14 protein-coding genes are annotated in these 11335 nt (G+C 61.8%); 8 read left to right on the top strand and 6 right to left on the bottom strand.

Annotated features, from left to right (window positions below):
• Positions 1 to 79: 79 nt before the first annotated feature.
• Positions 80 to 547, top strand: coding sequence for a nucleotidyltransferase domain-containing protein (locus BUB04_RS19690; protein WP_218588530.1), 468 nt, complete (start codon positions 80 to 82; stop codon positions 545 to 547).
• The gene (locus BUB04_RS18300) at positions 525 to 935 is read left to right on the top strand and encodes a HEPN domain-containing protein (protein WP_073042186.1); all 411 of its coding nucleotides are present in this window, start codon (positions 525 to 527) and stop codon (positions 933 to 935) included. Before BUB04_RS19690 ends, BUB04_RS18300 begins: the two co-directional genes overlap by 23 nt.
• A gap of 54 nt (positions 936 to 989) precedes the next feature.
• Here the strand turns inward: BUB04_RS18300 and BUB04_RS18305 are convergent, their stop codons facing one another.
• On the bottom strand, positions 990 to 2909 hold the full coding sequence (locus BUB04_RS18305) for a hypothetical protein (protein ID WP_143156567.1): 1920 nt from the start codon (positions 2907 to 2909) through the stop codon (positions 990 to 992).
• A gap of 451 nt (positions 2910 to 3360) precedes the next feature.
• Between BUB04_RS18305 and BUB04_RS18310 the strand changes: the two genes are divergently transcribed.
• The 4 genes from BUB04_RS18310 (at position 3361) to BUB04_RS20470 (ending at position 6524) form a co-directional block, all read left to right on the top strand.
• A complete protein-coding gene (locus tag BUB04_RS18310) occupies positions 3361 to 3618 on the top strand; it encodes a FeoA family protein (protein WP_178372047.1) in 258 nt (85 codons plus the stop codon).
• A gap of 160 nt (positions 3619 to 3778) precedes the next feature.
• Positions 3779 to 4021: a FeoA family protein gene (locus BUB04_RS18315; protein ID WP_073042190.1), complete on the top strand. Its 243-nt coding sequence runs from the start codon at positions 3779 to 3781 to the stop codon at positions 4019 to 4021.
• A complete protein-coding gene (gene feoB, locus BUB04_RS18320; RefSeq protein ID WP_073042192.1) occupies positions 4018 to 6246 on the top strand; it encodes a ferrous iron transport protein B in 2229 nt (742 codons plus the stop codon). Before BUB04_RS18315 ends, feoB begins: the two co-directional genes overlap by 4 nt.
• A 71-nt stretch (positions 6247 to 6317) precedes the next feature.
• Positions 6318 to 6524, top strand: coding sequence for a FeoB-associated Cys-rich membrane protein (locus BUB04_RS20470; RefSeq protein ID WP_073042194.1), 207 nt, complete (start codon positions 6318 to 6320; stop codon positions 6522 to 6524).
• Here the strand turns inward: BUB04_RS20470 and BUB04_RS18330 are convergent.
• From BUB04_RS18330 to BUB04_RS18345, 4 genes are all read right to left on the bottom strand, one after another.
• The gene (locus BUB04_RS18330; protein WP_073042196.1) at positions 6442 to 7275 is read right to left on the bottom strand and encodes a tRNA (adenine-N1)-methyltransferase; all 834 of its coding nucleotides are present in this window, start codon (positions 7273 to 7275) and stop codon (positions 6442 to 6444) included. The genes BUB04_RS20470 and BUB04_RS18330 overlap by 83 nt on opposite strands.
• A gap of 17 nt (positions 7276 to 7292) precedes the next feature.
• The gene (locus tag BUB04_RS18335) at positions 7293 to 7796 is read right to left on the bottom strand and encodes a rubrerythrin family protein (RefSeq protein ID WP_073042198.1); all 504 of its coding nucleotides are present in this window, start codon (positions 7794 to 7796) and stop codon (positions 7293 to 7295) included.
• Between the two features lie 50 nt (positions 7797 to 7846).
• Complete coding sequence (locus BUB04_RS18340; RefSeq protein WP_073042200.1) at positions 7847 to 8752, bottom strand: DUF3419 family protein; 906 nt, start codon at positions 8750 to 8752, stop codon at positions 7847 to 7849.
• A 170-nt stretch (positions 8753 to 8922) separates the two neighbouring features.
• Positions 8923 to 9255: a hypothetical protein gene (locus tag BUB04_RS18345; protein WP_073042203.1), complete on the bottom strand. Its 333-nt coding sequence runs from the start codon at positions 9253 to 9255 to the stop codon at positions 8923 to 8925.
• A 261-nt stretch (positions 9256 to 9516) separates the two neighbouring features.
• Here BUB04_RS18345 and BUB04_RS18350 point away from each other — a divergent pair, with 261 nt between their 5' ends.
• Both BUB04_RS18350 and BUB04_RS18355 read left to right on the top strand, forming a co-directional pair.
• On the top strand, positions 9517 to 9810 hold the full coding sequence (locus BUB04_RS18350) for a hypothetical protein (RefSeq protein ID WP_073042208.1): 294 nt from the start codon (positions 9517 to 9519) through the stop codon (positions 9808 to 9810).
• 74 nt (positions 9811 to 9884) lie between these two features.
• Positions 9885 to 10316, top strand: a complete 432-nt coding sequence (locus BUB04_RS18355; protein WP_084076644.1) for a secondary thiamine-phosphate synthase enzyme YjbQ — start codon at positions 9885 to 9887, stop codon at positions 10314 to 10316.
• 65 nt (positions 10317 to 10381) lie between these two features.
• Here BUB04_RS18355 and BUB04_RS18360 read toward each other — a convergent pair whose 3' ends face one another.
• On the bottom strand, positions 10382 to 10741 hold the full coding sequence (locus BUB04_RS18360; protein WP_073042204.1) for a hypothetical protein: 360 nt from the start codon (positions 10739 to 10741) through the stop codon (positions 10382 to 10384).
• Between the last annotated feature and the right edge of the window lie 594 nt (positions 10742 to 11335).

The following is an 11335-nucleotide window of genomic DNA, read 5'->3' on the forward strand; positions in this document are numbered from 1 at the left end:
ATGGGGTTGTACGGCCAAATCATCGCCAATGCATCCTCAAGGTGGGTCATTTTTGATGGCCGTAGGTGGGTCATTTTAGTTGGCCATTAACACCCATCATGACACGAGGGAAGTATTGCGCTTGCTGTCGCCCGGTAAGACTGTTATCGATAGTTGGCAGGAAACAAAATACGGATTTTCATGGGCGAGGAGAAACGTGATTTCACGCCATGCAAGGGAACAGCACGCACAGGCGCTCCAACGTGACTTGGAAAGTGTGGTCAACCAACTGAAGAGGATGCCCGAAGTCCATATGGTTGTCTTATTCGGCTCCTATGCCGCCGGGAGGAGGGATCTTCTGACGGACTTGGATTTGATGGTCGTGATGGATTCAAAGTTGGATTTTATCAGCCGCAACGTGGAGTTGGCACGTCGCATCCGGGCGGACGTGGCCCTGGATTTGATCGCTTACACACCGGAAGAAATGGAACGGATGCGGAACCGACCGTTCCTGAGGCATGCTTTGCGGACGGGAAAGGTGCTCTATGAGAAGGGAAGCCCTTGCTGAGGGCTTGAGGTGGCTGGAGCAGGCGCAGACGGACCTGCGTTGGGCCCGGCACTTGTGGAAAGAAGGCGCCTACTATCTCGTGTGCTTTCTCGCGCAGCAAGCTGCGGAAAAAGCCCTCAAAGGCTTTCTGTACGCCCAGGGCGAAGAACTGGTGATCGGCCATTCCGTACGACAGCTGTGCGGGAGGGCGGGGGAATACGACCCGTATTTTCAAAGGAACATGGACGATTGGGGCTTGCTGGACAGTTACTACATCCCCACCCGGTATCCCAACGGGCTTCCGGACGATATACCGGCGCGGGTCTACAATCGGCCGGCCGCCGATGGCGCACTGCTCCTCGCAGATCAGGTGATGGAAGCTGTTGCCGCAAGGCTTTCCAAGGCCTAGCCCCCTGATCACGCGGTTTAGGGATGTTTAGGGATTATTCTTGCGCCCCGAACATCAGTGCAGGTTGGCCCATCGGGCGTAGAGTCGCCACAGGTGGTCCGGCGGAGCATCGGCACGGGCGCTGGGACGGCTTGGTCCGAGCACCAACCGGCGCAGGCGCCGACGAAAAAAGACGCCCAGGGGAACCTTGCACCGTTCGCTGCAGATCCAGCCGGGAAGCAGATCCGCGTCGGTGGGAACGGAAAGAAGGGGCTCCACCTGGGTGCCCGCATAGAGAGCATGAATCCCGTCCTTCCACGACGAGTCGTAAGGATCGAGACTCGGCGGGCCGGTCCCCGAAAAGATCCCCTCCACCCCCAAAGGACGATGCGTGTCGTTGAGCGGCCGAAGGACATAGAGGCAGCCCGGTCGTGCGTCATCGCCCAGAATCCTTTCCGCCTCCTCGCGTCCGAACCTTCCGTCGCCGAAAACTCCGAACCCGAGGAATTCCTCCCGTCCCCAATGCCTTCGAAGCGCCAGGGCCAGGCTGGGCTCCGCCGATCGCGCCGTGTCCTCCCAAAAGAGGATCACGGGCGGTCCTTCCAGTCCCTGGATAAGGGAAAAGAGCGCCTTCAGGTAGGCCCCGTCCCGATCCCGCCTGGAAGAGATGAAGAACTTGTCGATCCAGGGAACCACGAGAGATTCCAGCCGCCCTTCTTCGATCCACAGGTTTCCTTCCTCCAGGAGAGCCCACAGGAGGGCCCAGCCCCGAGGCCACAGCATCCGTCTTTCCTTCCACCAGCCGTAGAGGCGCGCCGGCGAAAGCGCCTGGTGGGGCGGAAGCCACCCAGCCCAGGAAAAAGGAAGCCTGGCGGCGGTCCGCCGGAATTTCTCCGCGTTCACGAGGGGGGAGAAGAGGGGCAGATAACGGTCCAGAACGGCCGCCTTGGAAGGAATCAGCCGGCTTCGGCCCCACGCCTCCCACAAAGCGAAGAGCACCTTGGGCTTCACCAGCCGCTCCTCCCAAAGATGCCATAGGGACTGGATAGGCGCTGCAGCCGCCTGGAACCGCCCGGCGGCCTGCCGGGCCCGTTCCCGCACACGCCCGTAGAATTCCCGCCGACTGGTTTCATCGGGAAATTGTCCCCCCAGGCTTTCGAAGGCCCACCCGCTGCAGGCCGCCAGGGTGGCGTTGTGGAGGCTGAGGACCACGCGCCTTTTTTTCCGGCTCACCGCAAGAGCGAGACGGCGGACCGCTTCAAGCTCCCGGGCGGTCCGTTCCATGAGGTGCTCCAGGGTGCGGCACCGGCTCCCCCCAAAGAACCCGGGCTGGGGCGCGATTCTTCCGGGGCAGGACGCCCGGGGACGGGAGCCGGGGGGAAGAAGAATCGGGCGCCCCACTTGCAGCCACCGCCCCGGATAAAAGCGGTTGGCGGCCGTACGGGGCCCCCTTATCCAAGCGGCGGCCAGTTCCCGAAGCGTCATCGCGGCCCAGGTCTTTGGTCTGTTTTGCCGCAAGCGGGGCCCCAGGATCCGGAGGCGCCGGAGCCAGGCGTGCCTGGACGGTCCGCGACGGTACGGCCTGGGGATCGGAGGTCCCCAGGCGATCAGGGAGTGCAGCGGATAGGCCCGGTCCTGGAGGTCCATCGGCAGCCGTCGCAGAACGGCCCGGGCCTTGCCGCGCGCCGCCGGCAAGGCCTTACCGGGCACGCGTTGGTCCCCGGGCCCCTCACCCGAATCTTTCGGCCCTCGAGGGCCCGGGCCGACTGGATCCAGCCAACACAACAGGTCGAAAAGGAAAGCGATCAGCTCCCTGTCCAGGGCCTGCACCGGCAGGCTGAGCACGGCGTCCAGGACCCGTTTCCAATGCGCCCAGTCCCCGACGTCCCTGGAGGCAAAAAGCACCATGAGGGACCTTTCCCGAACTTCCGGATCCGGGTGGGCCGCTCGTTGGGCCATCCGCCTGAGGAGCATCTTCGCATCGGAACTCTCCATGAAGGCCTTCCAGCGTTTTTCGTCGGGCATCCTCTTTCGCGTCCATTCGCGGTGTTCTCTTCCTCCGCGCCCATGCATCCTGCACGCATACCAAAAGGCCGGTCTCGACACAACGGCACAATGATGATTCGCCCCTACAGGCGGCGCGCACGAACAGGACGAGGTCGCGTTTCACATGAACCGTCCGGCCGATTGCCGCCGGGCCGCAGGCCTCCGCCCCGGCTCCGGCTCCCGGCGGAAAGCCTTGCCGTTGAACCGTTGATGATTAAAGGAAGTCCGGGCGGGCGAAGGATTCCGGGCATGAGACAGGGCAGCAGGCATACCGGACGAAGTTTCCAGATCGACGTTTTCATGTTGACTCCGCATAAAGTTTGGATTACCTAATAGACACACCTTAGCAAAGGGGTCGACAATGGGTTGGTGGACGAATGGAAGAGGATGCTTCGGATTGATGAGCCGAGAAAGCGGTTGCGACGGTCTGGTTCCTCTTTCCCACGCCCGGCCCGGAACGCGCCTGAAGGTGCGTCGCATTGAGGGAGGCCGGAAGTTGTGCGCCCGCATGGCCGCCTTGGGGATCTACCCGGGGGCGGAAGTGGAGTTGGTTTGTGCCGGCTGCGATTGCCCGTGCCTCGTCAAGGTGCACGGAAGCACCCTGAGTCTCGGGGCCGGTGTTTCCAACAAGATCCTGGTGAGCGGCCTGTCGGCCTGATCCCATCCAAACGGGTGCCGGTGCGGAGACTCCGAATCCCGGAGGGAAAGTGGAGCGGCCCATCATCGAGTTCGGCTTACTGGAACGGGCGGACCGGGTCATGGGCCGCTTTTTTGCCCACGTCGAGTTAGGAAAGCCTAATTCAAGGAGAGCTCGTTTTATGAAGAATATCCTTTTGCGGCACATGCAGCCCAAGCAAAGCGGGGTCATTGTGAAGGTGACGGCCACGGGGGAGTTGGGACGGCGCATCCGGGACATGGGCCTGGTGCCGGGCACTCCCCTTCAGGTCCAGGGCCGTGCGCCGCTCAAGGACCCCGTGGCGGTCCGGGTCCGCAATTTCACGCTCACCCTGAGAAACAACGAGGCGGATCACATTCACGTGGAGGTTGAGGACAACTCATGAGCGCATCGGCCAAGGAACATCTGTTCGCCCTGGCGGGCAACCCCAACTGCGGCAAGACCACCCTTTTCAACGCCATCACAGGGGCCCGCCAGCACGTGGGAAATTATCCCGGTATCACGGTGGAAAAGAAGGAAGGCCTGTGCAGCCTGGACGGGCGCACCCTCCGGCTGGTGGACCTTCCCGGCACCTATTCCCTCACGGCCTACTCCCTGGAAGAGCTGGTGGCCCGGGATTTCCTGGTCCACGAAAGGCCGGAGGTGGTCATCAACATCGTGGACGCATCCAACCTGGAACGCAACCTCTACCTCACGGTACAGCTCCTGGAACTGGGAGTGCCCGTGGTGATGGCTCTCAACATGGTGGACGTGGCGGAAAGCCGCGGCATTCGGATCCACTGCGACGAATTGTCCCGGCGTTTGGGAATCCCCGTGGTCCCCACGGTGGCGCGGCGGGGGGAAGGCAAGGAAGCGCTTCTTCGGGCCGCCGTGGACGTGGCCGAAAGCGGACGCAGGTGGGAGCCCCTGCGCCTGTCCTACGGGGCGGACATCGACCCGGCCCTCCAGGACATGGAACGGCTCATCGTGGAAAAAGGGCTCCTGACGGATCTCTACCCGGCCCGCTGGACGGCCCTCAAGATCCTGGAAGAGGACGAGCAGGTCCTGGGCAAGGCCCGTGAGGCCGACCCGGCCCTCACCGATGAACTGCTGGCCCAGGCGGCCAAGGTCACCCAGCACATCCAGAAAACGCTGGACAGCTACCCCGAAGCCATCATCGCCGACCACCGCTACGGATACATCTCGGGGCTTCTCCGGGAAGGCATCGTGGAGCAGCGCTGGCGGGGCGACCGGCTGCACCTTTCCGACCAGATCGACCGGGTGCTCACCAACCGCTTCTTCGGCCCCCTCATCATGCTGGCCATTCTCTACGGCGTTTATCAGATCACCTTCACCTACAGCGAGGTCCCCGTGGGGTGGTTCGAAGCGGCTTTCGCCGCCCTGGGATCGTGGGCCGAAAGCGTCCTTCCGGAAGGGCCCGTCCGGTCCCTGGTGGTTTCGGGCATCATCGACGGGGTGGGCGGCGTGGTCGGTTTCGTTCCCCTGATCTTTCTCATGTTTCTGGCCATCGCCTTCCTGGAAGATACGGGCTATTTGGCCCGAGCGGCCTACATGCTGGACCGGGTCTTTCGGGTCTTCGGCCTCCATGGCAACTCCTTCATGGCCTTCATCATCTCGGGGGGCATCGCGGGAGGCTGCGCCGTGCCGGGCGTCATGGCCACTCGAACGCTGCGGAGTTCCCGCGAACGGCTGGCCACCCTTCTCACGGCTCCCTTCATGAATTGCGGGGCCAAGGTTCCGGTGCTGGCCATGCTCATCGCCGCCTTTTTCACGGAAAACCGGGCTCAGATGATGTTTCTGCTCACCATGCTGGCCTGGGTTTTCGCCCTGGTGCTGGCCAAGATCATCCGGTCCACCATCCTGCGGGGCCCCAGCACGCCGTTTCTGCTGGAACTGCCGCCCTATCGGATCCCCACCTTCAAGGGCCTCATGATCCACACCTGGGAACGGATCTGGCAATACATCAGCAAGGCGGGGACCATCATCCTGGCCATCTCCATCCTGCTTTGGGCGCTCATGACCTTCCCCGGCCTGCCGGAAGAAAAGCGGGCGGCCTTCGAAGAAAAGCGGCAGGAAATCCTGAACGCTCTCCCCGAAGGCGTTCGCACTTCCCTGGAAGCCAGCGAAACTCCGGAAACGTCCGACCCGGTAGTGGTTCAGGCCGCGGCGGCCCTTTCGGACCTTTCCAGGCAGGAAGCCACGGAAGCCCTGAAGCATTCCTTCGCCGGGCGCATGGGCACAGGCCTGGAGATCTTCAGCCGCTGGTGCGGGTTCGACTGGCGCACCAACGTGGCCCTGGTGGGAGGATTTGCGGCCAAGGAAGTGATCATCTCCACCCTGGGAACCGCCTACTCCCTGGGGGACGTGGAAGCGGACGAAAGCCTGTCCCTCAGTCAGCGCCTGCAGAAGGATCCCCACTGGAATCCCCTGACCGCCTTCGCGGCCATGGTCTTCATCATGCTCTATTCGCCGTGCTTCGTCACCGTGACGTGCATCGTGAAGGAATCGGGTTCCTGGAAGTGGGGCCTCTTTTCCATGGCGTTCAACACTGTGGTGGCCTTTCTTTTCGCCACGGCCATCTACCAGGGCGGACGCCTGCTGGGACTCTAGGAAGGATTAGAGGATTAAGGATTGAAGGATCAAGGGTTGGAGATGAAGGGAAGCGGATGGAGGTGTGAGGAATGTGGCAGTACATCCTGATCGGAGTCGCGGTGGCGGCGGGCCTTGTCTATACGGCCCGCCACTTCATCCGCATCTTCACGGCCGAACAGCCCCAGTGCTCAGGTTGTTCGGGCTGCTCATGCTCTACTTCGGCACCGGCGCTTCAGGATCCCGGATCGTTGGCGGGGCCTCCCCCGACGTGCGGACAATCTTCTTCGCCACGGTGATGAAGCCCGTGTGGGCCACCATGCGGTCTTCCGGGCGGGCGCGGCGCTCGTCGATCTTCCAGTTGCGCTTGAGCAATTCGAAGGTGGTCACGTTGGCATAGCCGTGGGCCTTGAGTTCCTTATAAACCAGCTGCACCTGGCCCACGTTGGGGCTCCAGCTGAGCAGGAGCCCTCCTGTACGCAGGTGCTCGGAAACGGGGCCCACGGCATGCCAAGGTTCCGGAACGTCCAGCACCACGCGGTCGGCGGTGCAGCGAACCGGCACGGATTCGATGTCGCCCACCACCAACTCGTGGTTCAGCGGCGGCCCTCCGAAGAAGCGTTCGATGTGACGGCGGGCCAGCTGGGCGAATTCCGGGCGCTTTTCCACGGAGACGACTTTCCCCTCCGGCCCCACGGCGCGCAGAAGCGCCAAGGTGAGCGCCCCGGATCCGATCCCGGACTCCAGCACCACGTCCCCGGGCCGGATGTCTCCGTAGACCAGAAAGGCTCCGATATCCTTGGGATAGATGATCTGAGTCTTCCTTTTGAGCTTGAAGATGTAGTCGGTGAGCGACGGTCTGAAGAGAAAGACCTTGGCTCCCTGGGTGGTTTCCAGGCATTCGCCCTCTTCGCGGCCCACCACGTCGTTCAGATCCACGTTGCCCAGGTGGGACGAAAAGGAGCCCTCCCCCGCCCGCACCAGCCAGGTCTTTCCCTTCTGCGACGTGAGGAGCACCATCTCGCCGGCTGCAAATCGGCTGTCGGCCATTTATCCATTGTCCTTTCTCAGTCTCCGACCCGGACGAAATAGTCCCGGGGCTTGTTGCAGTTGGGGCACGTCTCCGGAGGAACCTCCCCCGCTTCGATCCAGCCGCAATGACGGCAGACCTGGTAGACGGGCATGCGATCCGCCACCATGTCCTCCAGGGCGTGCTTGTAGAGGCGCGCGTGGCGCTCCTCGGCGTTGCGCGCCGAGGTGAGGAACCAGACAGCCGCCTTGTCGTCCAGAGCCCAGGCTTCTTTCAGCAGTTTCGGGTAGGCCACCTGGTTGGCGAAGGTTTCCGTCTCGAAGGCCGACCGCAGGTTCTCTTCCGTGGTCCCCACCCTTTCCAACAACAGGGCATGATTTCTGGCATGAACCCTTTCCGCTTCCGCCACGGCCCGAAAGAGGCGGGCGATCTGCGGGTAGCCTTCCTCGTCGGCCTTTTCCGCAAAAAGGAGCAACCGGAAATGCGCCCGGGCTTCGCCTGTGAAGGCTTCCAACATGAGCGCCTTGGCTTTGTCTTCCATACCGTTCTTCTCCCACCTGGAGGGTTGATGCGAAATGCGGTCACGGGCTTTCACGAGGGCGGTTTATCCAGAAGGGCCAGGGTGTGGCGCCAAACGGTCTTGTCCAATCCGGGCGGACGGACGGTCACCGGAACGAACCTCGCCTTGTACCCCATGCGGACGGGAATGGCCAGAGCCTCGAGGCATTCCTGGAAGGCCGCCGTGTCCCATCCCTGAAAGATATAGACGCCCACCGTCCCGGCGGGTTCCAGAGCCCGGTCCAAAACGGTCCAGAAGGATTCAAGGAACCGACGATACCCGGCTTCTTCCTCCGCCATGCAAAAATCCGCCCGGACGTATTCCAGGATATTGGAAAGGTAGAGGAAGTGAAAGGGTGCGTTCTCCTTTTCCAGGAATTCCTCCACGGAAGCGCACACGATGGAGAAGCCGCGGGCGGCTCCGGCCGCCCACCGCCCGTAGGCCTCGTCCCCGGCCAAGGACGGAAGGAGCGGCACGTGCACTCGATCGGTGGGGCGGAGAAATGGTACAAGCGGGTTGAATCCTTTCGGAGCGCTTCCGAAGATCGGATCAAAGAAGGACCGGGCGGGGCCGCTCAGGAGAGGGCGCACCCTTCTGTAACACACCCGCTGCCCTTCCGGCGCTTCTTCCGGCGGGTTTTCCACCCCGGCGGCGGTTGGAATCCCGGGAAAGAAAAGGAGACTGAATTCCCTCCGGTTGAGCATCCCATAGGCGGCCCGCTTCAGTTCAGTCAAGAAGCAGGCCTTCCGGGACACATCCACCGCCGCCAGCTCCGACGGACCGAGCCCGGCCAGGAAGACGGGCAGATCCCCGCTTCCGGCCACGGTGAGGACCCGCTTCCCTTGGAGATTGAGAGCGGCCAGAGCGTCCCAGGGATGTTCCGTGGGCACCAGGTACGGGCTGGAATCCGGGTGAAAGGTCCTGGAGCGCTCCCGCATGCTTGGTCCCCGCAGGATAAAGGATTAGAGGATTAAAGGATTAAGGATTAGAGCAATCCCCCCCGCCCCCCCTTTGGAAAAGGGGGGAGCATCACCCATCACTCGTCACTCATTACTCATCACCAACCACATATCACGGATCACGGATTACGGACCCCGGATCACGGACCTCAGATCTTGATCCGGAGCCTTTCCAGCATGCCGTCGGCGTAGTCGATGATGTAGTCGCGCTGGTCCGGAGTGGCGTAGCCGATGCAAGCGCAGCGCAGGGTGTTGCGGCTTCGGATGAGCCACTCGAAGCCCACCTGCTTTCGGGTCAGGTTGATGGCGAAGTAGTAGGGCTGGCAGTCGCCGTGGTCCTTCTGCAGGCTGGAATAGAGTTCCCGGGGAAGGTCCACGTAGTAGATGCCTTCCATGGCGGCGGTTTCCGTGTGCTGGGTCAGGTAATCCCGGATCTGCTCGTAGTCCGATTCCCTCAGCTGGTCGATCACGTACTGCTTCATGGATCCCTCCTGCAGGCATCCGCCGTGCGACAAAAGCCTTGCCGGCCTTGCAAACGAACGGTTTTAATTCCTTAGACGCCTCACGCGCCTCCACACGTTCCAGGTCATGCTCCGGGCGCTGTTTTCCAATATCTCCTGCAGGGTTGTCAATCCTCATCCTGTTCTCTGTGCGGATGTGGAAGAAGCCCGACAAGAGGCGCCGGGACGCCCCCGCTTCGGCGCGGCGGGTCAAACGGTAACCCCGAAAGGAGGAGGATGACCATGAAAGCAGGAATCATTTTTACCGGAACGGGGCCCATCCTGGTTCTCACCAGTTACGATTCGTTCACGGACCCCAAGTTCGTGGAGAAGATGGCCACCAAGGGGATCAAGAAGTTCATTGCCAGGGAGCTGCCCGTGGAGAAGGTGAAGGAAAAATACGGTCTGCAGTACAGCATCATCCTGGGCGACCTCAAGCAGACCGACGACCTGCGGGTGCTGGACTACAACGGCCACAATGTCTTCTACAACTTTTCTTTCAAAGAGATGGGCGAACCCATCTATTATGAACCGTGATGACAAGAGCGCAGGGCCTGCCTCTGCGCTCTTCCCCTTGCCCTTCGATGGCCGGATCGGAACAGGGAGCGCCCATGAACCGGTGGATTGTTCATGCGGAATCTTTCGACGTCCCCATGAAGCAGGGCGTGGACATTCGGGACATTACGGAAAAGCTCCGGCAGGCGGTCCAGGCTTCGGGGGTGAGAGCGGGAACCGTGAACGTGACGGCCGTGGGATCCACGGGATCCGTCACCACCATTGAGTACGAACCCGGCGTGGTGGAGGACCTGAAGCGGGCCGTCGAGCGTCTGGCGCCTCCGGGTCTGGACTACGAACACGAAAAGGCCTGGCACGACGGAAACGGTCACAGCCACGTGCAGGCGGCCCTTCTCGGCCCGTCCGTGGTGGTGCCGGTACGGGAAGGGAGACTGGTGCTGGGCACCTGGCAGCAGGTGGTTCTCATCAACCACGACAACCGCGCCCGCTCCCGGCGGGTGGAAGTCACCGTGCTGGGAGTGGGTTGATGAAGCCAAGGATGCCGACACTTTCGGCATGGACGATCAGTACGTGAACGGGGGGGCGGAAAGGCTCAAGACGAAGCGTTATCGAGGATCTTCCTGAATTCCTCAATGGACTCCACCCGAAGAGCCTTTCGCAGCAATTCCTTGAGCTGGCGTCGGGAATCCACGGCCAGAACCCGCTCTTCCACGTCCCGAGGAACCAGCGCGAAACGCTCCCCCAGGACCTCCAGAACCATCTCCTGGGCGACTTCGATCATTCCCTTCTGAAGGCCTTCATCATATCCTTCCTTCTTGATCAGCTCATAGGCTGCCGATTCCATCATGAGGTCCCTCCTTCTTTGAAGCAACATCTTGGGCAGGTCCGAAGAAACCAGCCCGGACAGCAGGGCCATGCCGGTGAGAAGATCCGCCTTGTCCGCACGCGGCAAGGACGATTCATAGACTCAAATTGGGTGATTCTTTCTCATGGTGCTCATGGTGCGACCCTGAGGGGCGGGCATAAAGCCCGCCCCTACAAAAACCCATGGATCTCTTGGGTAGGGGCGGGGTTTATCCCCACCCGCTCATCAGACAGCGATACAGAGGCCGTGTTCCGCGCGGTCGACCAGTTCGGTCCCGCCCGACGGGCTGTAGGGGCGAAAGATTTTTCGCCCCTACAGCTGGGCGGTTCACCTAACAGTCATGGCTCCCGTCGCGCCGCCCCGCATGGATGAAAGAGCGGGCCGGAGCAAGGGCATTTGTCGGAACGCCGCGATATGCCATTCTCTATGAGTCACTGCGCGCCCATTGCATTGCCGGGCACCCTCATTGCAGCCTTCGCAGTTTCTACAACGAAGAAGATTTGCGTCTATTCGCGTTCATTCGCGGTTCTCTTTCATATTAACGGTCATGGTCTCCCTTGCGCCACCCCGCACAGATGAAAGATGTCGTCAAGGGAGAGCCCTTTCTCTAGGAGCCGGCTTGCCGGCGATCCCAATCGCGGCCAAGGCCGCTCCTACAAGGGATCGAAAACACAGTTCTTT

The sequence above is a fragment of the Desulfacinum infernum DSM 9756 genome, assembly GCF_900129305.1.
Classification (GTDB): Bacteria; Desulfobacterota; Syntrophobacteria; order Syntrophobacterales; family DSM-9756; genus Desulfacinum; species Desulfacinum infernum.

Coding starts and splice junctions, on each gene's coding strand:
- BUB04_RS18300 (WP_073042186.1), top strand. CDS start 525: ATGAGAAGGGAAGCCCTTGCTGAGGGCTTGAGGTGGCTGGAGCAGGCG.
- BUB04_RS18305 (WP_143156567.1), bottom strand. CDS start 2,909: ATGGAGAGTTCCGATGCGAAGATGCTCCTCAGGCGGATGGCCCAACGA.
- BUB04_RS18310 (WP_178372047.1), top strand. CDS start 3,361: ATGAGCCGAGAAAGCGGTTGCGACGGTCTGGTTCCTCTTTCCCACGCC.
- BUB04_RS18315 (WP_073042190.1), top strand. CDS start 3,779: ATGAAGAATATCCTTTTGCGGCACATGCAGCCCAAGCAAAGCGGGGTC.
- feoB (WP_073042192.1), top strand. CDS start 4,018: ATGAGCGCATCGGCCAAGGAACATCTGTTCGCCCTGGCGGGCAACCCC.
- BUB04_RS20470 (WP_073042194.1), top strand. CDS start 6,318: ATGTGGCAGTACATCCTGATCGGAGTCGCGGTGGCGGCGGGCCTTGTC.
- BUB04_RS18330 (WP_073042196.1), bottom strand. CDS start 7,275: ATGGCCGACAGCCGATTTGCAGCCGGCGAGATGGTGCTCCTCACGTCG.
- BUB04_RS18335 (WP_073042198.1), bottom strand. CDS start 7,796: ATGGAAGACAAAGCCAAGGCGCTCATGTTGGAAGCCTTCACAGGCGAA.
- BUB04_RS18340 (WP_073042200.1), bottom strand. CDS start 8,752: ATGCGGGAGCGCTCCAGGACCTTTCACCCGGATTCCAGCCCGTACCTG.
- BUB04_RS18345 (WP_073042203.1), bottom strand. CDS start 9,255: ATGAAGCAGTACGTGATCGACCAGCTGAGGGAATCGGACTACGAGCAG.
- BUB04_RS18350 (WP_073042208.1), top strand. CDS start 9,517: ATGAAAGCAGGAATCATTTTTACCGGAACGGGGCCCATCCTGGTTCTC.
- BUB04_RS18355 (WP_084076644.1), top strand. CDS start 9,885: ATGAACCGGTGGATTGTTCATGCGGAATCTTTCGACGTCCCCATGAAG.